Here is a 23,014-nt window from a genome sequence, read left to right as displayed (position 1 = left end):
GACAGAACTCTAACGGGACAAAAAATCATGGCGGCGAACAGCATTTACGCGAACACGCAGGGACGCATTTTCCTGACGGGCATCCAGGCCCTGGTCATGCTGCCGATGCTGCAGCGGCAGATGGACCGGGCGCAAGGCTTGAGCACCGGCGGCCTGGTGTCCGGCTATCGCGGCTCGCCGCTGGGCGCCTACGACCAGCAGTTGTGGAAAGCGCAGAAAGACCTCGCCGCGCACGACATCGTGTTCCAGCCCGGCCTGAACGAAGACCTTGCGGCAACCGCGCTGTGGGGCGCGCAAATGCACAAGGCGTACGGCGAAACCAAGGTCGACGGCGTGTTCGGCATCTGGTACGGCAAGGGTCCGGGCGTGGACCGCACCGGCGACGTGTTCCGTACCGCGAACATGCTTGGCACCTCGCCGCTTGGCGGCGTGCTGGCGGTGTCCGGCGACGACCACGCGGCGCAGTCCTCGATGTATCCGCACCAGACCGATGGCATTTTCCACTCCGCCTCGATGCCCGTGCTACAGCCTGCCAGCGTGCGCGAAGTGATTGAACTCGGGCTGGCCGGCATTGCCTTGTCGCGCTACTGCGGCCTGTGGGTCGGCCTGAAGACCATCGCCGAAGTGGTGGAAACCGCCGCCGCCTTCGACCTCGACCCGCCCGCCCCCTTCATCACTCCCGAGCACGCGTTGCCGGCGCATGGCCTGAACTGGGACCCGGGCATCGCCTGGCCCGGCCAGCGCGCGGAACTGGAACGCCGCCTGATCGAAGAACGCCTGCCCGCCGCGCGCGCGTGGGCCAAGGCCAACCGGCTTGACCGCACCATCGTCGCGGCCCCGCAGCGCCGCTTCGGCATCATCACCGTCGGCAAGGCGCACCAGGACCTGATGCAGGCTTTCGATGAGCTGCGCCTGGGCAGCGCCGACCTGCGCGCCATGGGAATCTCAGTCTACAAGGTCGCCATGAGCTGGCCATTGGAAACCGACGGCGCCGCCGCTTTCGCGGAGGGCAACGAGGAAGTGCTGGTGATCGAGGAAAAGCGCGCCAACGTGGAGACCCAGCTGAAAGAGGCGCTGTACGGCCTGCCGGACACGCACCGTCCGCGCATCAGCGGCAAGCATGCCGGCGCCGGTCCCACCGTGCTGCCCGAAATATCCGAGTTCACGCCGTTGATGGTGGCGCGCGCCCTCGCCGCCCGCTTTGGCGATGCGCTGCCGCTGCTGCGCGAGCGCCTGCAGGCGCTGGAGGCGGCGCACCATCCGGTAAGCGCGGCGGTGATCCCGATCCGCGCGCCCTACTTCTGCTCCGGCTGCCCGCACAATACCTCGACCAGGACGCCGGAAGGTTCGCGCACCGGCGGCGGCATCGGCTGCCATGTGATGTCGCTGGCGCAGCCCGAACTGAAGACCTCCACCTTTTCACAGATGGGCGGCGAAGGCGCGCAATGGCTGGGCGCCGCGCCGTTCTCCGCCACTGCGCACATGTTCCAGAACCTGGGCGACGGCACCTACCAGCATTCCGGCCTGCTGGCGATACGCGCTGCGGTAGCGGCCAAGGCGAACATCACCTACAAGATCCTGTACAACGACGCCGTCGCCATGACCGGCGGCCAGGCGGCCGAAGGCGTGATCGATCCGGCGCGCATCACGCGCCAGCTCGACGCCGAGGGCGTGCTGCGCATCGCGCTGGTGTCGGACAACCCGCAGCGCTGGCAAGGCGACGCGGAGCTGGCACCGGGCGTCACGGTGCACGACCGCAGCGAGCTCGACGCCGTACAGCGCGAACTGCGCGAAATTGCCGGGGTGACGGCCATCGTCTACGAGCAAACCTGCGCGGCCGAGAAGCGGCGCCGCCGCAAGCGCAAGGAAATGCCGGACCCGGACAAGCGCGTGTTCATCAACCAGCGCGTGTGCGAAGGCTGCGGCGACTGCTCGGTGCAGTCGAACTGCATCTCCATCGAGCCGCTGGAAACGGCGTTCGGGCGCAAGCGCAAGATCAACCAGAGCGCTTGCAACAAGGACTTCTCGTGCGTCAAGGGCTTCTGCCCGAGCTTCGTCGAAATCGAGGGCGCCCAGCTGCGCAAGCCCGACGCGGCCCGCATGCAGGCGATGGAAACCGAACTGGGGGCCGCCCTGGCGGCGCCACGCGTCCCCGCCCTGGACGGGCACTTCAATGTGCTCGTGACCGGCATCGGCGGCAGCGGCGTGCTGACCATGGGCGCCCTGATCGGCGGCGCGGCCCACCTGGAAGGCATGGGCTCCACGGTGCTCGATTTCACCGGCCTGGCGCAGAAGAACGGCGCCGTGGTCAGCCAGGTGCGCATCGCGCCCTCGCCCGGCATGATCAGCGCGGTGCGCATCGGCCCCGGCGCCGCCGACCTGCTGCTGGGCGCGGACATGGTGGTGGCGGCAGCGGCCGACAATGCCGGCCGCCTGTCGCCGGCGCGCAGCGCCGCAGTGCTGAACACCGGCGAAACGCCGACATCGGCCGTGGTAAGCCAGCGCGACGCCACCCAGCCCACCAGCCTGATGGCGCAGCGCGTGCGCCAGCGTTGCGCGCCCGGCCGTTTCCATGAACTGGACGCCAGCGCGCTGGCGCAGACGCTGTTCGGCGACACTGTCACCGCGCACACGCTGATGCTGGGCTACGCCTGGCAAAAAGGGCTGGTGCCGCTGTCGTTCGACGCGCTCGACCGCACCATTGAACTGAACGGCGCCGCCGTGGCGCTGAACCGGCGCGCCTTTACCTGGGGCCGCATCGCCGCCCAGCACCCGGACCTGCTGGCGCGCCTGCAGGGCACCGCCGCACCAGCGACCGCAAACACGGCGGCCTCCATGACGATCGACGAACTGATTGCCGCCCGGGCGCAGGACCTGGCGGCCTACCAGGACGAAGCCTACGCCAGCCGCTACCGCGCACTGGTGCAGGTGGCCCGCGACGCCGAACAGGCGCTTGCCGGCGCGGCCGGTGAATTCACCCGCCACACCGCCCTCAGCGCCTATCGCCTGATGGCCTACAAGGATGAATACGAAGTCGCCCGCCTGTACGGCAGCGACGAGTTCAAAGCCAGCCTGTCAGCCCAGTTCTCGGGCACCGGAAAAATGTCGGTCTGGCTGGCGCCGCCGCTGTTGTCACGCATCGATCCCGCCACCGGCAGGCCGCAGAAACGCAAATTCGGTCCATGGGTATTCCCGCTGCTGCGCATGTTGGGCGGGTTGAAGGGCTTGCGCGGCACGCGCTTCGACCCCTTCGGCTATACCGAAGAGCGTCGCATGGAGCGCGCGCTGGCCGAGAAGTTCGAAGAGCAGGTGCGCGCTGCGGCAGCGAACCTGACGCGGGGCAACCTGGCGCATGCCACCGAACTGGCGCGCCTGCCGCAGGAGATACGCGGCTTCGGCCCCGTGAAACACCAGGCCATGGAGCAATATCAGCGCCAGGTGGCGGCGCTGGCCGCCGCCCCCGCGAATGCGGGGGCGATGGTGGAAACAACCGTGGAAATCAAGCGGCCACGCGCTGCGCGAACTGCCTGACCAATTCCGCGTACTCGCCGCTGCGCCGCAGGCTCACGCCGTGGTCGCAGCCGGCGAAGCGGTGCACTGTCGCATCCCGCGCGGCGGCGACGTAAGCGGCTTCGCCGCGCACATGCTTGGTATCGAGGTCGCCGTTGATGAACATCACCGGCTGCGGAATCGCTGCCAGCTTGGCGCGGAAATCGACGCCGCACAGCGCCGCCACCGCCTGCGGAAAGACCGACAGGCTGAAACCGCCCGCCATGGTGGCGGCGACATCCCTCTCTTCCAGCCCATACTCCCGCAGCAGGCCGGGAACCTTTTCCTCGATCACCTTGCGCTCGTCCTTCAACGCAAAGGTGGCGCGGAACATCAATGCCTTGGCGCGGTAGGGAATGGTGGGCCAGCCCCTGAATTCATGGCTGCTCCCGCCCAGCACCAGACCTTTCAACTGCTCGCGCGGCAGATGGGCGGCCGCCGCCTGCGCGGTATAACCTCCCAGGGAGTCGCCGGCCAGGATCAGCGGCCCGCCGTCCAGCGTCGCGGCCAGTTCGGCGATGGTGCGCACCGCCTCGGGCAAGCTGTAGCGCTCGCTCCGGCGCTTGCCGTGGCCGGGTAGATCCGGCGTCAGCACCCGCAGGCCCGCTCCCTCCAGGTGGCGCCGCACGGGCGCCCAGGACGCACCATTCAGGGTGGCGCCGTGAATCAGGATCACAGTCATCTGCATTTTTATCTCCCCAGTCTCAACATGTCCGACAGGATGAGGCAAATTTGACGCGTTAGCAAGCCTGTGGCAGCTTAGACACGCAACCTATCGAACATGTACAACCTGTTTGACAGGTTTATTTTGTGGGCGTATTCTCGGATCAAACCATCCAAGATCAACCATCCAAACACGGGGACACCATGAAACAAGAACTGCCTCCAGTTGCCTACGGCGCCGTCGAGCAGGTCATCGGCGCGCTGCAGCAGCGCTACGGCGACCGCGTCAGCGTGGTTCGGGCCGTGCGCGAGCAGCATGCTCGCGGCGAGGGCCTGTCGACCAGCCTGGCGCCGGACGTCGTGGTCTGGCCCCAGGATAAGGCCGAAGTGTGCGCCATCCTGGCCCTGTGCAATGCCCAGCAAGTACCCATCATTCCATTTGGCGCCGGCAGTTCGCTCGAAGGACATGTCAGCGCGCCGTTCGGCGGCGTGTGCATCGACCTGTCGCGCATGAACGCCGTGCTGGCGGTGCACCTGGAAGACGGCGATTGCGTGGTCCAGCCGGGGATCACCCGCGAAGACCTGAACGCCCACCTGAAAGGCAGCGGCCTGTTCTTCCCGGTTGACCCGGGCGCCAACGCCACCATAGGCGGCATGGTCTCCACCCGCGCCTCCGGCACCACCACCCTGCGCTACGGTTCCATGGCGCACAACGTGATGTGCCTGGAAGTGGCGCTGGCCGATGGCCGCCTGGTGCGGGTCGGCACCCGCGCCCGCAAATCGTCGGCCGGCTACGACCTGGTGCACCTGCTGACCGGCTCCGAAGGCACGCTCGGCATCATCACCGAAGTCACGCTGCGACTGCACGCGCTGCCGGCCGACGTGGCCGCCGCCACCTGCGCCTTCCCCACGCTGGCCGCAGCGGTGGAGGCGGTGGCGGAAATGTCGATGTGCGGCGTGCCGTTCGCCCGCATCGAATTCCTGGACGAACACCAGATCCGCGCCTGCAACGCGCACTCGCACCTGGGCCTGGCCGAGATGCCAACCCTGTTCCTGGAATTCCATGGCACGCCGCTGGCGGTCAAGGAACAAGCCGAACTGGCACAGGAAGTGGCGGCCAGCCATGGCGGCGTCGACTTCCAGTGGGCCACGCGCCCGGAAGACCGTTCCCGCCTGTGGCACGCGCGCCACCTGGCCTACTTCGCCGCGCTGGCGCTGCGCCCCGGCTGCGTGAGCATCGTGGCCGATATCTGCGTGCCGATGTCGGCGCTGGCCGAATGCGTGGGCATGGCGCGCGCCATGATCGACCGCGAAGGACTGGTCGCCCCCATCCTCGGCCATGTCGGCGACGGCAACTTCCATGTGCTGTTCATGCCGATGCCGGACAACGCGGCCGAGCACGCGGCAGTGGACCGGGTCTACAGCGCCATGGTCGAACGCGCGCTGGAAATGGGCGGCACCTGCACCGGCGAGCATGGCATCGGCATGGGCAAGAAGGACAAGCTGCTGATGGAATATGGTGCGGAGGTGGTTGGCCTCATGCGCACGATCAAGCAGGCGTGGGATCCCAACATGATCCTCAATCCAGGGAAGATATTCGGCGCATAAGCTGCCCCGGCAAGTCGCAACACCACTATAAAAATCAGGAGACAACCATGCAATCAGCCCCACGCCTGCCCCGTACCGCAACCGCCGCCGCAGCGGCCCTGCTGTGCGCCATGCAATCCATTCCCGCCATGGCGCAACAAGCCGAAGCCAACCAGACCGTCGACAAGGTGGTGATCACCGCGCAAAAACGCGAGCAGGCCGCGATCGACGTGCCGGCCTCGGTCACGGCGGTGGTCGCCGAGCAGCTCACGCGCGACGGCAAGACCAAGCTCGAAGACTACGTGGCGCAGATTCCCGGCCTGTCCCTGTCCTCCTTCCGCCAGGGCTTCAGCCAGGTCACGCTGCGCGGCATCACCACCGGTGTGGCGCAGTCGGCGTCGAGCACCGCCTTCTATATCGACGAAGCGCCCATCGGCTCGGTCAACGCGTATGCGGCCGGCAGTTCGGTCACGCCGGACATCGATCCGGCCGACCTGCAGCGCGTGGAAGTGCTGAAGGGGCCGCAAGGCACGCTGTACGGCGCCGGCGCCATGGGCGGCATGGTGCGCTACGTGACCGCCGCGCCGGACTACCGCGCGTTGCGCGGCAGCGTGACCCTGGGCGGCAACGCGGTCAAGAACGGCGGCAATGGCAAGAGCGGCCGTTTGTCCCTGAACCTACCCTTCGCCGACAACACCATGGCGCTGCGCCTGTCCGCCTTTGAACGCACCGACGCCGGCTACATCGACAACACGCAAGGCGGCGCCAAGGACGTCAACGAGACCAAGGTGCGCGGCGGGCGCGTGGCCTTCAACTGGCTGATCAACAGCGACTGGAAGCTGTCGGCCTTCGCCCTGACGCAAAAGGTGCAAGGCGACGCCAACGGCATCGTCGATGTCGATCCGGCCACGCTCAAGCCTCTGCGCGGCGACCTGACGCAGACCCGCTACGCGCCCGAAGTCTCCACCGCCAAGCTGGACGTTGCCAACCTGACCCTGAACGGCAGCATCGGCGGCCTGACGCTGGTGTCCTCCACCACGGTGCAGGATTTCGACGCCTCGCAAGGCGCCGACGGCACCTATGGCTATGGCGTGGCACTGGGCGCGGCGTTCAAGATTCCGGACCTCGGCGTCTCCTACGCACAGGCCACCACCACGCGCCGGGTGTCGCAGGAAATCCGCGCCGGCGCAAGCGCGCTGGGCGACAAGCTGACCTACGAGGCTGGTGTCTACTACACCAAGGAAGACAACACCAACCGCATCCCCGGCTTCCGCCCGTTCTCGACCACCACCGGCACCACCTATCCTCTGCCCAGCATCGTCAAGGCCTCGATCGACAGCAGCTACAAGGAATGGTCGGTGTTTGCCAACGCCACCTACGCCGTCAGCGACAAGTTCGACGTGCTGGCCGGCGTCCGCCACGGCAAGGATGACCAGGTCTACGCGCAGGACTACAGCGGCCTGCTGGTCGGTCCCGCGCCGGTGGTGATCAATTCCGGCTCCAGCGAGAACAAATCGACCTACCTGTTCACAGCGCGTTACAAGCCGTCCTCGGACGCCGCGCTGTATGCGCGCGTCGCCAACGGCTTCCGTCCCGGCGGCCCGAACGCCGTGCCGCCCACCGGAGCCGGCAACGCCCCGCAAACCTTCCAGCCGGACACCCTGACCAGTTATGAAGTGGGCTACAAGGCCGTCATGGCCGAAGGAAAAGTGTCGCTGGAAGCGGCCCTGTTCAGCACCGACTGGAAAGACATCCAGATCCAGACCAGCGCCAATGGCTTCAACTTCTACGTCAACGGCGGCGCCGCCACCAGCAGGGGCGCGGAAGCGTCGCTCATGCTGTTCCCGGTCCCGGGCCTGTCGCTGCGCGCATCGATCGGCTACACCGACGCCAAGCTGAGTGAAGCGGCGCCCGCGGCCGGTGGCCTGGACGGCGACCGCCTGCCTTTCGTGCCCAAGGTCAGCGGCTCGCTGGGCGCCAATTACCGCTGGAACGTCGGCGGCGGCTTCAAGGCGTCGGCCGGCGCAAGCATCAACTACACCGGCGACCGCCGCTCCGACTTCAGCCAGCGTGCCGCGCAAGACGTGCCCTCCTACAGCACCATCAATATCAGCGGCGGCATCGAGAACGGCAACTGGCGCCTGTCCCTGTACGGCAAGAACCTGGGCGACAAACGCGGCGTCACCTTCCTCAAGTCCCTCTCGCTGCAGCCGCAAGGCAGCCCGTTCGGCGCAGGCGTGATCGCGCCGCGCACCTTCGGCGCCGACATCAGCTACCGCTTCTGACCATGGCCACCGTCCACTCCAAAGCGCTCGGCGAGTTCATGCTCGCCAGCGGGACCGTGCTGCCGCAGCTGGTGGTGGCCTATCGTTCGATGGGCACACTGAACGCCGCCGGCACCAACTGCGTGCTGGTGCTGCACGGCTATACCACCGGCACGGCCATGCTGGAGGAAGGCGCGAACGTGGCCGAAGGTTCCTGGAGCGTCCTGGTTGGTCCCGGGCGCCCCATCGACACCGACAAGTACTTCGTGGTCTGCCCGAACATGCTCGGCTCGTGCTACGGCAGCACCGGCCCCGGATGCGGCGCCGAATTCCCCGCCATCACGGTGGAGGACATCGTCAATTCGCAGAAGGCGCTGCTCGATGCGCTGGGCGTGCGCCGCCTGGCAGCGGTGGCCGGACCGTCGTTCGGGTCCTACCAGGCCTTCCATTGGGCGCTCAGCTACCCAGCGATGGTGGAGCGGGTGGTGGCCGCAGTCGGCGCGCCCTTCCATCCCATGCCGCCCGGCGCCGCTGCGGCGATCCGGGCCGGGCTGGAGGCCGCCGACGGATGGCAGGCATGGTGCAAAGGCGATGCCAACGCCATGGTGCCGCACCTGGCCGCCATGCGCGTCAATACACTGACCACCTACGGCGTGGACGCCGAACTGGCGCCGCGCATTCCCGACCCGGCACAGCGCGCGGCCGAGATCCAGCGCCTGGCGCATGAGTGGGCCGGGGAATTCAATCCCATGTCGCTGGTGGTGCTGATGCAGGCCGCCGAAGCGTTCGACCTGCGCGCGCACCTGGGCCGGATCAAGGCGCCCGTGCTGTACGTGCTGTCGCGCACCGACCCGGTGTTCTCGCCAACGCTGGCCGGCGAGGTATTGGCCCTGCCCGGCGCGGCCGGCTGGGCCTACCGGGAACTCGACAGCGAAAAAGGCCATTTCGCCTCCGGCGCCGACGCGGCGCTGTGGGCAGACGATTTACGTCTCTTCATGAACCAGGAGGTAGCAGCATGAAAACTGCCATCGCACCAAGCGATCCGCACGGACTGGCCGGCGCGCAGCTTGCCACCGCACCGGCTGCGGACACACTGGCCGGCCCCGGCGCCATGAGCAATGCCTACCGCACCTACGTGCTGGTGGCGCTGGCCGTGGTGGGCTTCATGTGCTCGGTCGACAAAGTCGTCATCTCGATGTTCATGGAGCCGATCAAGAAGGAATTCCTGCTCACCGATACCGAACTTGGCCTGCTCAACGGCCTGGCGTTCTCCCTGCTCGGCGGCCTGGTATCGATCCCGCTGGCGCGCATGGCAGACCGCGGCAACCGCAAGTGGATCATCACGCTGAGCTTCATCGCTTGGACCTTGATGACAGGCCTGTCGGGCATGGCGACCAGCTTCGCGCTGCTGCTGGCGGCGCGCATCGGCGTCGGCGTGGGCGAGGCGGGCTGCGTGCCGGCCAGCCATTCGATGCTGGGCGACTACTACCCGCGCGAACTGCGCGGACGCGCCTACGCCACCCATTTCAGCGGCGTCTACCTCGGCATGCTGGGCGGGATGCTGGGCGGCGGCATCCTGGTCCAGACCGTGGGCTGGCGCCTGGGCTTCATCTGGCTGGGCATCGCCGGCGCGGTCATGGCGCTGATCTTCCACTTCACCGTGCGCGAACCGCTGCGCGTGGACCAGCCGCCCCCCGCCACGCTGGGCGCGGGCATCTGGGGCCAGCTGGGCGACCTGCGCTGCTTCTTCATGCTGATGCTGGCGTTCTCCTTCGTCGGCCTGGCCGGCGCGGTCGGCGCCTGGCTGCCCAGCTATTTTGAACGCGCCTTCCAGATGAAGCCGATGACAATCGGACTGGGACTGGGGCTGTGCATCGGCCTGGCCAGCGGCATCGGCGCGCTGGTGGGCGGCCAGGTCAGCGTACGCCTGGCCAGGAAGTCGCGCTCCGCCGCAGCCCGCTATTCGGCGCTGGTGAGCTGGGCCGTGCTGGTGCCGCTGATCGCCAGCTTCCATGTCCCCAACCCGATGGTCGCACTGGGCTTGCTGTTCCTGGCTTTCCTGGTAGCCGGCACACTGGCCGGGCCGGTATTCGGCACCGTGCAGGACCTGGTGGCGCCGCAGGCGCGCGCCACGGCGGTCGCCATCATCGGCGTGGCCGGCGTGGTGATCGGCCACGGCATGGGGCCGGTGCTGGTCGGCCTGCTGAGCGATGCGCTGCAGACCAAGGACAATGGGGTGGACGGCCTGCGCAGCGCCATGACGGCCATCGTGCTGGTCAATTTGCTCACAGGAATGTTCTTCTGGCTGCTGGCACGGCGCATCGCGCGCGTGTATCCGGGCCGGCACGCGCAACCTGTTTGACAGGTCTGGCGCGACACGTTAGGCTAATGCGATGAACTCGATTGCCCCCACGATTGCGCCCATCTCAGCGCTTGAACGCCCCACCCTGTCCTCCCAGGTGGCCCGCCACCTGCTGGCACTGATCAACCGCGACCAGCTGCGGCCGGGCGACACCGTGCCGAGCGAAGTGCAAATCGGGCTGGACCTGAAGGTCAGCCGTGGCAGCGTGCGCGAAGCCTACCGCACCCTGGCGGCACTCGGCATCCTGGAAATCGAGGGCGGACGGCGGCCGCGCCTGAAAGCCATCGACCCGCAAGTGCTGGCGCAGGTGTTCGACTACGCGCTCACCACGGCGCAGGTCAGCGTGGCGCACGTCATCGAGACCCGGCGCGCCATCGAACTGCAGACCGCACAGCTGGCGGCGCGCTACGCCACGCCGGCCCAGCGCCAGGCGCTGCGCGACCTGGTGAAGCAAATGCGGGCAGCCGGTTCCGACCACGTGCGCCGCGTGGCCTGCGACACCGCGATCCACACCATCATCGCCGAAGCCAGCGGCAACCCGCTGAACAGCATCCTGCTGGCGGCCCTGCGCACGCCGGTGGAGGCGTCTTCGCGCATCCACTTCGACGACAGCCGCAGCGAGAGCGAACTGGTGCGCGTGATCGACGCGCACGACGCCGTGGTGGAGCGGATCTGCTCCGGCGATGCGATGGGCGCGGTGTCGGCCATGTCCTACCACTTCGACATTTCGATCGTGCACGTGGAGCGCAACGGCACACCCGAAACCGCGCAAGCGCTCGGCACATGACCTGTGCCTGGTGTATGCTGCTGCGATTTCCAGCATTCACCATCCGAAAGCACACCATGAAACATCTGTTCTCCTCCTGCGCCATCGCGCTGACCCTGACTTTGACGCTGGCCGCCTGCGACCGCGCCAAGGCCCCGCCGGCGGCCGCCGTACCTGCGGTAGCCTTCCAGAAGATCGACAGCGTTGCCGGCACCGGCAAGGAAGCCGTGGCCGGCAGCACCGCCGTGGTCAACTACACCGGCTGGCTGTACGATCCAGCCGCGCCCCAGCTGCACGGCAAACAGTTCGATTCCTCGGCCGGTCGCGGTCCGTTCGACTTCCAGCTGGGCGGCGGCCAGGTCATCAAGGGCTGGGACGAAGGCGTGCAAGGCATGAAGGTGGGCGGCAAGCGCACACTGATCGTGCCGGCCGCCATGGGCTACGGCGACGGCGGCGCAGGCCCCATCCCGCCCAATGCCACCTTGATCTTCGACGTGGAGCTGCTGGACGTCCGCTAAAGCGGGACCGCCTCATCTTGTAATAGAATTACCTAGTCAATATTGCAATTCCTGCCGCTATCGCGTAGTTTACTGCTAAATAGTAGTAAAACTACACAGGATCGAACGCCATGGATTTGCAATTCCGCCCTACCCCGGCCCGCTTGCCGCACGCCGCGCCCGGTGGCGTGCGCTTCGTCTTCGACGCCGCGCCCGACACCCGCAGCGTTGCGCTGGCAGGCACGTTCAACAGCTGGGCAGGCGACGCCTGCTTGCTGGAGCGCGTTTCCGCCACGCGCTGGCAGGCCACGCTGCCGATTCCGGCCGGGCGGCACCTTTACAAGCTGGTCGTCAACGGCACCGACTGGATCGCCGACCCCGCCAATCCCTGGATCTCGGAAGACGGCCAGCACAACTCCTGCCTGACGGTCGATGAATCCGGCGTGGTGCTGATGCGCCAGGCCGGCCTGAGCGCCGCCGCGCCGGGCCCGCTGCACGCGCGCGCAGCGCTGGCCAGCCCGGACTGGCTGCGCGACGGCGTGATCTACCAGCTCTCCGTGCCTGCCTTCGGCGGCAACTTCGACGGCGTGCGCGCCAGGCTGCCCTACTTGAGCGAGCTGGGCGCAAACGTGCTGTGGATCATGCCGCTCCACCCCATCGGCATCGAAGCCCGCCGGGGCGCGTCGGGCGACCCTTACGCGGTGCGTGATTTCGACGCCATCGATCCAACCCTGGGCGATGCCGAGGCCCTGCGCGCGCTGGTGGACGCGGCGCACGCGCGCGGCATGCGTGTGATCATGGACTGGACGCTCAACCGCAGCAGCGTGGACCATCCGTTCACGCGCTCGCATCCGCACTGGTACACGCGGCGTGCCGACGGCAGCATCTATTACGCCGTTCCCAACCGAGAGTACTTCGCCGGCTTCGACTTCACCGACCGCACACTGCGCTCCTACCTGATCGGCAGCATGTGCGGCTGGCTCGAGCGCTTCGGCTTCGACGGCCTGCGCTTCGACGATTCCGACATCACGCCGCTGGATTTCCTCGACGAGGTCCGCGCGGCGCTGGCAGCCGTACGCTCCGACATCGCCCTGATCTCCCAGTCCTACGACGAATTTCACCACCTGGCCGCCTGCGACCTGACCTACGAAGGCGGCACGCGCGAGATGCTGCGCCGCTGCGCCCATGGCGAGGCGGATGGCGCCGCATTCGCCCGCTATTGGAACGAGTCCACCTACAGTTTCCCGCACGGCGCCTTGCGCATGCGCTGGCTGGAAGACAAGGAACAGGGACGCGCATCCGCCTTCCTGGGCCGCGCCGCCCATCGTCCGGCGGCCGCCGTGCTGCTGGCCATGGACGGCGTGCCGCACATCCTGATGGGGCAGGAATTCGACGAGCCGAGCTGGACTGGCTGGCCGGTGCTGTTCGATCCCTACCGGCTTGACTGGAACACCTTCGACAGCGGGCTGTTTGCGCACTACCAGGCCCTGATCGGCTTGCGCCGCCGCCATGCCGCGCTGCGCACCGGCGCCACGTCGTTTCTGGATGGATTGCCGGCGGGCGCCATCGGTTTTACCCGCAGTGCCAGGGACGGGCACATGGTGGTGCTGGCCAACCTGTCGCCGTCGGAATTGGCGCTCGATGCCGCACTGGCGCGCGCACAGCCGCTGTACGCGTCGGGCTGGCAGGCTCAACACGCCACGCTGGCGCCGCATGGCTGGATGATAGGAACCATCGCAGCTCCTGACAGCGACCGTCATATCAGTTAGAGTTCTGCCTGATGTGCCAGCCAGCGAGCGTGGCCCAGAAACACGTTCCAGTTTCGCCATGCGGGATGACCGGCTTATGGATTCCACTGTCCACACTATTCAAAGCGAAGAATTCATCAGGCTGAATTTCCCCAGGCTGGCCGCCGCACTGGAATACATGCCGGTTGGGGTGACCATAGTCGATAGCGACCTGACCATCCGGTTCTGGAATCCCGCCTTTTGCCAGTTGCAGCGCCTGCCGGCCGACGTGATGCACGCCGGCGTCACCATGGGCGATGTATTCCGCGCCCTCGCCGCGCGCGGCGACTATGGGCCAGGCGACATCGACGGGCTGGTGGCAGCCAGGGAGGCGCTGTGCCTGAAGTTCGAGCCTCACAATTTCACCCGCATCAGCGTGGACGGCGTGGTGCTGAACATCGTCGGCCGCCCCATCTACGGCGCGGACGGGGCGGTCAGTGGTTTCGTCACCATTTATCACGATGTGACATCCGAGCGGCACTACGAACAGCAGCTTGAGGCCAAGAACGAGGAACTGCTGCAGGCCAAGCGACTGGCCGAGGCGGCCAGCATGGCCAAGGGCCAGTTCCTGTCCAATATGAGCCATGAAATCCGCACGCCACTGAATTGCGTCATCGGCATGGCCTACCTGGCGCTGAAGACCGAGCTGGACCCGCGCCAGCGCGACTATCTGGAAAAGATCCGCTTCGCCGGCGAGCACGTGCTGGGCATCATCGACGACATTCTTGACATTTCCAAGATCGAGGCCGGCAAGATGGACCTGCAGCATGTCGACTTTTCGCTCGACCAGGTGGTGCAAACGCTGACGGCGGTGGTAGCGCCAAAGGCGGCCTCGCGCGGCCTGGAACTGGTGTTCGACCTGGATCCCGCGCTGCCGCCGGTGCTGGTGGGCGATCCGCTGCGGCTGAAGCAGGTGCTCATCAACTACGCCAACAACGCCATCAAGTTCAGCGAGCAAGGCAGGATCGCCTTCCGCGCGCGCATGGTGGCCAGCGGCGCCGACGGCTGCCTGGTGCGCTTTGAAGTGAGCGACCAGGGCATCGGCCTGTCCGAAGCGGAGATGGCCAAATTGTTCGTCTCGTTCCAGCAGGCCGACACGTCGACCACGCGCGAATATGGCGGCACCGGCCTGGGCCTGGCGATCTGCAAGGAACTGGCAGAACTGATGGGCGGCCGCGTCGGAGTCGACAGCCAGCCCGGCGTCGGCAGTACATTCTGGTTCACGGCCCAACTCGGCATATCGCCCCGGCCCATGTCCACGCTGATCAGCCAGATCAGCGACGCTGCCGGCGAACTGCTGGCCAATTCCCGCGCATCGGCCATGATGGCGTCGCTGCGCACGGCCCGCATCCTGCTGGTGGAGGACAACGTCTTCAATCAGCAGATAGCGCAGGAAATGCTGGAAGAAATGGGCGCTGCCGTTTGCCTTGCCAACAATGGCGCGGCCGCGCTGGAGCTGTTGCACAAGACCGATTTCGACTGCGTATTGATGGACTTGCAGATGCCGGTCATGGATGGGCTGGAAACGACGCGCCGCATCCGCGCCTCGCCGCGATTCGGCCAGATACCGGTGCTGGCAATGACGGCTACCGCCACCACCGAAGCCCGGGTGCGCTGCATCGATGCAGGCATGAACGACTTTATTTCGAAGCCGGTGCAGCCGGCGCTGCTGTATCAAACCATCGCCAACTGGCTGCCTCCGCGCGTGCCGCCGGCCGAGCCGCAGCCGGCGGCGCCGGCGCCCACGGCTACTGAGGTCATTGAGGCCACGGCCGCGCACGGCGGCAACCCGGACGTGATAGACCTGTCGGTGCTGGCCATGCTGCTTGGCTACGATGCGGAGAAAGTACGCAAATTCGCCGCCAAATTCCTGCACAGTTCACAGGAGGGCGTGCGCGATATGGAGGCTGCGCTGGCCCACGGCGACCTGGACGCCGTGCGCGAACTGGGCCACCGCATGAAGGCGGCAGCACGCACCGTCGGCGCGTTCCGCATGGGCGACTTGTGCGAGCAGCTGGAGCAGCTTGCGCCGTGCGAGGCGGACAGTGAACGCGCGCCCGCCATGGCCATGGCCATCGTGGAACAACTGCAAACGCTGCTGCAGCAGATAGCGGCGCACATTGCGCAACACACCGGCTGCCCGGCTGCCTAACCGGACCAGCAACAGGCAAATCGCCAACGCCGCCATGGGGGCGGCAAGGTGGCGGAGGCGGGGTGGTTTAATCAGGATCTTTGGCCCCTTCCCATTCCAGGTGCACGACCTGGTACCCGCCGTCCTTGAGCAACTTTAACAGCACGGGCAAGGCGTCCGCCAGCGGCCCGTAGGCATCGTGCATCAGCACGATGCCGCCGCCGGCCGCTTTCAGGTTTTCAGCGAGGCGGGCCGCAAGGACGCCGGTCGTCACATCCGCTTCCCAATCGCCGATACCGACGTCAATCGAGAAGACCGCGATATGCTGCGCCTGCAGCGCCGCCATCAAGGTCGGCGTTTCCGCCAGCATGGGAAAGCGATAAGCCGGCGCCGCCGCGCCCAGGGTCGCCTGGTAGACTTCCTGGGTTTTCTTCAGGTCGGCCAGTTGATCGGCGGGCGCCAGATGGCCAAGATAGGGATGGGCATAGCTGTGCATTGCAGCCGAATGGCCGGCGCGGACAACGCTGCGCGCAAGGTCCGGGAATGCGGCCATGTTATTGCCGACCATGAAGAACGTGGCCTTGACACAGTGATCGGCAAGCGCTTTGAGCACGCGCGGCGTGGTGTCCGGGCGCGGACCGTCGTCGAAGGTCAGGACCACCTCTCCCTTGCGCAGCGGCAGCGCGGTATGCTGGCTCGCGCCCCAGGCGCCGTACTCGCGCTTGAGTATGAGCGTGCGGGCCGTGCCCAATGCGTCGGCGCCGCATTCCGCCGCAGCGGCGGGAAAGCCGAATGACACGGCGGCGATGGCAAGCAAGGCAACCGCAGCGGCGCTGGCGGAGACCGGAGGGCGACGGCGGCGCACCAGGCCGCCGGCGGCCAGGTCGCCCAGCAACCGCGCCGGGCGCACGTAGCCGAAGCCGGCGCGGCTGGCGATGGGGGCCGCCAGCCGGCGGCCGTTCTTGTCCAGTCCACCGGGGACCGGTCCCGCCGCGTTGGCGCAAACGGCAGCGGGCGCGAGCGAGATGGCCGGGATGGCCTTGCCTGGAAATTTCATGATCCCACCTCAGCGAAAGACCGCCACAAAGCCGCCGCGCGGTTTCAGCGTCACGCGCACCTTGCCGGACTGGAGCTCGGCCTGGCTGAATTCGCGCTGGCCGGCGCCGTCGGTGATCATGGCGCCCTTGCGCTTGCCGATAAAGGACAGGTCCAGCTCGACCGTGCGCTCGCCCTGTTCGGCATTGACGCCGGCCACATACCAGCTGCTGCCGGCTTGGCGGGCAAGCACCACATGCGAACCCGGATAGCCCGCGAGGAAGCGGCTGTCGTCCCAGCGGCGCGGCAAGTCGCGCAGGAAGCTTCGGACATATTCCGGCACGCTCGCCATGCCCTCCGGGATCTCCGCGAAATGCTGGATGCCCGACAAGAACAGCACCGACTGGGCCAGCTCGAAGCCGTTGCGGGTAAGGCGCTTGATCTGGCCCATGTCGCCAAACACCATCGGCGTGAAGTCCATCGGGTCGAACAGGTTGCGGATCATGGCCGCATTCACCGCATGGGGCGCGACGGCGTCATGGTCTTTCTGGTCGAAGGTCGTGAACTCGAACCCGCGGATCGCTTCGGCCGTCATCAGGTTGGGGAAGGTTCGCTCCAGTCCGCGCGGCAGCGTCGCGCCATGGAAGTTCACCAGCAGGCCGGCAGCGGCCGCGTCCTTCAGGATGTCGACGTAGTACCGGATCATGGACGCGCCGTCGCCACCGAAGAAATCGATCTTCACGCCCTTGACGCCCATTTTCCTCAGGCGCGCGAATTCCTTCACGCGCGCATCGCGCGTCAACAGCTGGTTGCGCGGCGTCTGCGGCGCATCGTTCCACGCGCCGGCCGAGTTGTACCAGACCAGCACGCCCACCCCCCTGGCAGCGGCATAGCGCGCCAGCTCGGCCATTTTGGCGTAGCCGATTTGCCGATCCCACTCGGCGTCGACCAGGGTGTAGTCCCATTTCATGTCCACCGCGTAGTCGATGAACTTTTTCTGCACGTCGAACACCGTGGCCTCGTCCTTGAGCAGCGGCCAGCTCCAGGATGCATGGCCGGGCCGGATCAGCTTGGCGTCGAACGGGACCGCCGGCGCCGCCAGGTCGGTGCCGAGGGTGGAATCCATCACGGTGCTGAGCGCACCCACGGCAATGACGCGCCAGGGCGTAACCAGCGTGCCCGCGGTTTCCGCCAGCAGCCCGCCGTTGGTGAAAACCTCCGGCGATGTCGGCCCATCGATCCGGTACACGCCACCGGGGGAGTCGGTGGCCAGCCGCGAGGCATGGAAGCTGCCGTCCATATTGGCCTCGGTCAGCGCCACCCAGGTCTCGCCGCTGCGGAACAGCGCCGGGAAGACCCAGCCGGCTTTCAAGGGCGCGGGCTGGCCGACCGGCATGTCGACCTGGTAGTGCTCTTCATAGGAAGGGTTGGTTTTGCCCCAGCCGCTCTTGGCCACCGCCATCGGCTGCAGGAAGGCGCGCGTCTTCGGGTCGAATGCGAAACCGGTCGTCTCGCCGACAAAGCGCTTGGACGCAAGCCGGGGCTCGGCAACGACATAGCGGAAGGCCACGCCATCGTCGGACACGCGGAACGCCACCTCCATCTTGTGGCCGGCCGCATTGACCAGCGAGTACACCTGCTCGTTGGCGCGGTACTGGATGACACCGCGCTTGCCCACCGCCATCGTGTAACGCTCGGAGACCGGCCTCACCGGCGAAGTGCCCGCCAGCTTGAGGCCCTGCGAGAAGTCCGCGCCGGCCAGCTTCAAGCCCAGCGGCGAAGGCAACAACACCGGCTGGCCGTTGCGCTTGATACTGTAGGACAGGGTCTGGTCCGGATTGACCAGTACCGACACATCCAGCTGCCGGTCCGGACTCTGGAGCGCGAACGCGGCGCCAGTTGCCAAGGCCAATCCCAACAGCACACTCAGTTTTTTCATCGTCATCAGATAGTTTTTCAAAAAAGGAAGGAAAAGGCCGGCGCACCGTGGCAGTTGCCGCCATTGCGGTCGTCACGGCACACCGAAATGTGCCGGCATCAGTTCAAATCCAGCTCGAAGCCGCTGGCCGGCAGATCGTCCATGCTGAACAGGTTGATAAACGGCGCGTCGGACCAGCCGTAACGCACTTTGCTTGCGCGGACGGTGGCCGCGCCCGGTAGCCTGACCGTGTCGCCCTCGGCTGTTGCGCGCGCGTAGCGGCACGCGTCCTGTTCGCATACTTCGAATCCGATCGCCGTATCCGATGAGTAGGTCCGCAACCCGCCATTGGTATTGGCAAAGCGGATCACGACATCCTCTCCGCTACGGCTTGCCGAGACGGCCTCCGGCCCGCCCGGCGTGATCTTCTCGCCATATGCCACCGCACGGGCGGCCCGGGCCAGGCGCTGACCGACAATTGCTTTCTGGCTTGGATGGATATCGGAGCGGTCGCCGAAGTCGAAGGTCACCGCCAATCCCGCATGCGGATCGTTCCGGACCGCCGCCGACTGGGCCTGGCGCAATTCGGCCCACGCCGACCGGCCCGGTGTGGTCGACACCGCCCCGAACGAAGTCAGCTGTGCAACAAGGAAGGGCAAGTCCGGCTGGGCAAAGGTCTGGCGCCAGTCGTCGAACAGCAGCGGCAGCAAAGTGCGGTATTCCCGGGCCGCGCCGGCGTTGGCCTCGCCCTGGTACCACGCCGCCAGTTTGAACGCATAGCCTTGCAGCGGTGCGATCATGCCGTTGTACAGCGTACCCAGGCTGGTTGGCGCCTCCCAGGGCGTGGGCGGCTGCGTCGCGCTCAATTGGGACCCGACCTGGTACTTCCAGCGTAACGGCAAGGCGATCCTTGCGCCATCCGCGGTGCGCAGCGCGCGCTGGCCGGCAGGGCTGACCAGTCCGCCACCTTGGTCGTCGCCCAGCACCCGCACCGCGACCACGTTGCGCCCCGGCGTGAGCACGCCTCTGGGCACGGCGTATTCGCGGCCAGTCCACCAGTTGGTGTTGGCGCCCACCCGCACACCGTTAACCCAGGTGGTGTCGGCGGTGGCCACCTGGCCGAGCAACAGGTGGGTCACAGCAGCGGCCTGCTGCGCGGTCAGCTCGACCGTAGTGCGGAACCACGCGACCCCGCGATGTGTGCTGAGCGCGCCGATTCCGGACTCGTTCCAGCGTCCAGCCGGCTGCATGACGGGCCAGGCGCTGTCGTCGAACGCCTTGCCGGCCCAGGCGCGTTGCGCGCGGGCCTGCGGATCGGCCGTCTCCCACCAGGCTTGCTGACGGACCTCCTCCGCACGCATGCCGGCCGCCGCGTCCGCCGCGTACTGGTCCACCACATCCAGCGCCTGGGCGTACCCGGCCATTTTTCGCATGGACGCGCCGCTGATCCAGCTCTGGATCGTGCTGCCGCCCCAACTGGCGTTGACGAAGCCCACCGGGACCTCGTACCGGCGCTGCAGCGCGCGGGCCATGTGGTAGCAGACGGCGGAGGCCTGGCCGGTAGTCTGCGCTCCAGCGACCTGCCATTGCGGGACGGTCTTGAAATCGTCAAGACGGACCGCCGAACTGTCGCGCGGGATATTGACGAACCGGATCAGCGGGCTGGCGGAGAACGCGACGTCCATCGCCGCATTCGTCGCTTGAGCCATCGGCAGTTCCATGTTCGACTGCCCGCCGCACAGGAAGACGTCCCCGATCATGATGTCGTTCACTGTGCTGGTGCCGCCGTTCGCGCCGACGCTCAGCGCGTAGGGGCCGCCGGCCGCCATGGCCGGCAAACGGGCGCGCCACTTTCCGCCGCCATCGGCCGTGGCCAGCACCGATTCGCCATTGAGCTGGACGGTAACAACGCTACCGGCCGGCGCTTTGCCCCAGATGGCGATGGGCTGGCCGCGCTGCAGGACAGCATGGTCGCCGAAGATGGCAGCCAAAACCGGGGGCCGCGAGCCCGGCGCCTCTTTGTAATTTTCCGCGTGGACTGCGGGTCCAGCCAACAATGCAGCCCATAGCAACGCGCGAATTTCTTCCACTGCCACAATCGTCTCCCATTCACTCTTATTTATTTGCATGGCGGGCAAGCACCGGCCACTGCGCGTACGCGCCAGGGCAACCCTGGGGCCGTACAGGGTGAAGCATAGGATGGACGTCCTGCGCAGCGGTATCGCGGGCGTGCGAATTCCTTGCACACCGCAGAAATTGCAAGAATTTTTAGCCGCAGTGCAAGGCCGGCTTCGGGCCGATGCAGGGACGGGGCGCTTCAAGCGAGCGATTCACGCGGCGGCACTTGGGCAGGCAACGCCTGCTGGCCCGGCTGAGCGGCAAGGGACCGGAATGACTTCGGCGTGCAGCCGTATTCTTCCTTGAACAGCCGATTAAAATAAGGAACATTCGCATAGCCAACCGAATAGGCGATTTCCGACACGGCCGCGCTGCTTTTCTCGGCGAGCAGCCTGGACGCTTCTGTCAGCCGCAATTTATTCACATAGGCGGTAAATGTCATGCCAAGTTCGGATTTCAGCACTTCATTGATTTTGTGGCGGTTCGCGCCAGTCCCGGCCGCCACGGTTTCCAGGTCCAGTCGGGGATCGGTGTAGTTGGTCGCGATATAGCGCAGGACCGACGTCTTTTCCATATCCTTGTACGGTTCCAGGGTCAACTGGCGATAAGCCAGCAATGGCAAATCTTTCTTCATTTTGGAATCCACGCTTGCCGTCAGCGCGCGGGAATGGGCCACGAAGAACCAGACGCCGAATGCGCCCCAGCCGCCCAGGACAATGGCCAGCATCGCCGCCATATAGCGGTAATCCCGGCCATGCAACGTCAGTTCGCTGATTTCGATATAGGTATCAACATTGTGTGGTGTGGCGCTGCTGGTGCCAAACAGGATTCTCGCAACCCTGTCCAGTCTATAACCCTGATGCGCCAAGTCCTGTTTCATCGACAGCAACCACCATTCGGGGACAACCAGCCGGGCCAGGTCGAGCGTAACCGGCATACCCTGTTCATTGCACGAAAAATACGTCCCCGGCGGACGGTAAGTATCGAGTTTGCCTGGCCTGGAGACTATTTCATCGAAGGTGGCCAGTTCGAACACCATGGACGTGGCCGGCGCGCATTTGGCGACAAAGCTAATGGCATGGAATTGCGACCAGTCCTCATGGGCCTGCCCTCCTTTACCGTCATCCATGAACAGCAGAGCGGAGACAAAAGGATACTGGGCCGCGTCCTTCAGCTTGAAGTCGAAGCGCAGCCGCTCGCGCGACGCGCCGTGCAAGCGCACCGCGGACGCGCCGCCGGTCGCGACATCGGAATACGTTTCGGAACGCCAGCGGGCGCCATCCCTGTGTGCCGGCAGCAGCGTCTGCGTCGGAAAACTGCGGTAGACGAAAAAGCCCGCCAGCAACGCGTCCGCGACCACCAGCAACACCAGCGCCAGCAGCGCCTTTTTATAGAGCTCTTGCATTTGGATAGGTTTGGAACAGGCTCGGCGCCACGCCTCTCGGCGGGGCGATACTTGCAAGGCCGCTGCGCCCGGCTCACTGTGGTTAGTCTTGACGTTGTTACGAAGTGATGTCGTAGGCGCTATATTGCATGAGCCCGCGCTGCGCGGCAATTGCGATAATGCTCAATACAGCCAACGAAATTCAACACCGGCCACCATGGCGGCAAGCAGGCCAGGTCAGATAAACGGCCAGTGCAGGATGCGCTTGGCGTGCAGCACGGCGCGCGTGCCGACGTAGGCGATGGCGAAGCCGAAAGCGAGGATGCTGAACGGGCTGCCCATGAAAGCCAGGAACACCCCGCCTACGGTGGCCATGGCCACCAGCACCATCAGCCACAGTTCGATGCTGAAGAAGAAGGCCGACGCTTCGCGCCAGACACGCAGCGCGAGGGCGCAGGCTTCTTTGATGGATTGGATGTTGTGGCCCATGGTCTTTTTCGCTATGTTGCAATATCGAACCGGAAATACTAAAAGTTCTAGAGAAGGTGGCTATCTATTTCAAAAAGATGGCGTCCCAAAAACGAGAATTGTAAAGCACTTGCATTTTATCACTTGGCCGTTCGCTCATGGGCGCTGCCCGCCCCCTTCGGTTGTCCGATCACGGGCCTGTCTGACTGCCGAGTGCAAGAACTGCTTCAGCGTAGCTCTACAAGCGTCACCGCCCGGGCCGTGTAAACCCGCCAGCGCTGCCACGGGTGTGGAGCACCTTGCTGGCGGCTGCCTTGAGGCCCTCTTGGGCCTCGGAGAAGATCACAGTCCCGGGGAGTTACGCGCTCAGCTCGGCGGTCAATTGCGGCACGATGTCGAACAGATCGCCCACGATGCCGTAGTCGGCCACGGAGAAGATCGGCGCTTCAGGATCTTTGTTGATGGCGACGATGGTCTTCGAGTCC

General features: G+C 66.1%; 15 protein-coding genes and 1 pseudogene. 9 read left to right on the top strand and 7 right to left on the bottom strand.

Annotated elements, in window-relative coordinates; genetic code table 11:
• Positions 1 to 27: 27 nt before the first annotated feature.
• Complete coding sequence (locus ASD15_RS05190; RefSeq protein ID WP_057153757.1) at positions 28 to 3,531, top strand: indolepyruvate ferredoxin oxidoreductase family protein; 3,504 nt, start codon at positions 28 to 30, stop codon at positions 3,529 to 3,531.
• On the opposite strand, the gene ASD15_RS05185 is transcribed toward ASD15_RS05190, so the two are convergent.
• Positions 3,500 to 4,237 (bottom strand): alpha/beta fold hydrolase, encoded by a 738-nt coding sequence (locus tag ASD15_RS05185; protein WP_057153756.1) that lies wholly within the window; start codon positions 4,235 to 4,237, stop codon positions 3,500 to 3,502. The genes ASD15_RS05190 and ASD15_RS05185 overlap by 32 nt on opposite strands.
• Before the next feature lie 179 nt (positions 4,238 to 4,416).
• On the opposite strand from ASD15_RS05185, the gene ASD15_RS05180 reads away from it, so the two are divergent.
• From ASD15_RS05180 to ASD15_RS05145, 8 genes are all read left to right on the top strand, one after another.
• Positions 4,417 to 5,820, top strand: a complete 1,404-nt coding sequence (locus ASD15_RS05180; protein WP_057153755.1) for an FAD-binding oxidoreductase — start codon at positions 4,417 to 4,419, stop codon at positions 5,818 to 5,820.
• Positions 5,821 to 5,867: 47 nt separating this feature from the next.
• On the top strand, positions 5,868 to 8,084 hold the full coding sequence (locus ASD15_RS05175) for a TonB-dependent receptor (protein WP_057153754.1): 2,217 nt from the start codon (positions 5,868 to 5,870) through the stop codon (positions 8,082 to 8,084).
• Positions 8,085 to 8,086: 2 nt separating this feature from the next.
• Positions 8,087 to 9,082: an alpha/beta fold hydrolase gene (locus ASD15_RS05170; RefSeq protein ID WP_057153753.1), complete on the top strand. Its 996-nt coding sequence runs from the start codon at positions 8,087 to 8,089 to the stop codon at positions 9,080 to 9,082.
• Positions 9,079 to 10,425 carry an MFS transporter gene (locus ASD15_RS05165; protein ID WP_057153752.1) on the top strand — a complete coding sequence of 449 codons (1,347 nt, stop codon included), beginning with the start codon at positions 9,079 to 9,081 and terminating at the stop codon, positions 10,423 to 10,425. Before ASD15_RS05170 ends, ASD15_RS05165 begins: the two co-directional genes overlap by 4 nt.
• A 31-nt stretch (positions 10,426 to 10,456) precedes the next feature.
• Complete coding sequence (locus ASD15_RS05160) at positions 10,457 to 11,212, top strand: FadR/GntR family transcriptional regulator (RefSeq protein ID WP_082551569.1); 756 nt, start codon at positions 10,457 to 10,459, stop codon at positions 11,210 to 11,212.
• A 56-nt stretch (positions 11,213 to 11,268) separates the two neighbouring features.
• Positions 11,269 to 11,709, top strand: coding sequence for an FKBP-type peptidyl-prolyl cis-trans isomerase (locus ASD15_RS05155; protein WP_057153750.1), 441 nt, complete (start codon positions 11,269 to 11,271; stop codon positions 11,707 to 11,709).
• Positions 11,710 to 11,819: 110 nt separating this feature from the next.
• Entirely contained in the window at positions 11,820 to 13,457 is a 1,638-nt protein-coding gene (locus ASD15_RS05150; protein WP_082551568.1) for an alpha-amylase family glycosyl hydrolase, read from the top strand.
• 76 nt (positions 13,458 to 13,533) lie between these two features.
• Positions 13,534 to 15,627, top strand: coding sequence for a response regulator (locus ASD15_RS05145; protein WP_162249877.1), 2,094 nt, complete (start codon positions 13,534 to 13,536; stop codon positions 15,625 to 15,627).
• A 67-nt stretch (positions 15,628 to 15,694) separates the two neighbouring features.
• Here ASD15_RS05145 and ASD15_RS05140 read toward each other — a convergent pair whose 3' ends face one another.
• The 6 genes and pseudogenes from ASD15_RS05140 to ASD15_RS32150 form a co-directional block, all read right to left on the bottom strand.
• Positions 15,695 to 16,663 (bottom strand): polysaccharide deacetylase family protein, encoded by a 969-nt coding sequence (locus tag ASD15_RS05140; protein ID WP_057153748.1) that lies wholly within the window; start codon positions 16,661 to 16,663, stop codon positions 15,695 to 15,697.
• Between the two features lie 9 nt (positions 16,664 to 16,672).
• A complete protein-coding gene (locus tag ASD15_RS05135; protein WP_200953923.1) occupies positions 16,673 to 18,586 on the bottom strand; it encodes a glycoside hydrolase family 97 protein in 1,914 nt (637 codons plus the stop codon).
• A 92-nt stretch (positions 18,587 to 18,678) separates the two neighbouring features.
• On the bottom strand, positions 18,679 to 20,655 hold the full coding sequence (locus ASD15_RS05130; RefSeq protein WP_200953922.1) for a sialate O-acetylesterase: 1,977 nt from the start codon (positions 20,653 to 20,655) through the stop codon (positions 18,679 to 18,681).
• A gap of 221 nt (positions 20,656 to 20,876) precedes the next feature.
• Positions 20,877 to 22,082: an AraC family transcriptional regulator gene (locus tag ASD15_RS05125; protein WP_157200823.1), complete on the bottom strand. Its 1,206-nt coding sequence runs from the start codon at positions 22,080 to 22,082 to the stop codon at positions 20,877 to 20,879.
• Between the two features lie 216 nt (positions 22,083 to 22,298).
• Positions 22,299 to 22,550: a hypothetical protein gene (locus ASD15_RS05120; protein WP_057153746.1), complete on the bottom strand. Its 252-nt coding sequence runs from the start codon at positions 22,548 to 22,550 to the stop codon at positions 22,299 to 22,301.
• Between the two features lie 337 nt (positions 22,551 to 22,887).
• Positions 22,888 to 23,014 (bottom strand): annotated as a pseudogene (locus tag ASD15_RS32150) (electron transfer flavoprotein subunit alpha/FixB family protein); the annotation flags it as partial.

The organism is Massilia sp. Root351 (genome assembly GCF_001425045.1).
Lineage (GTDB): Bacteria > Pseudomonadota > Gammaproteobacteria > Burkholderiales > Burkholderiaceae_D > Rugamonas.
Note: the sequence above shows the minus strand (reverse complement) of the source record. Positions and strands in the feature narration are given on the sequence as shown.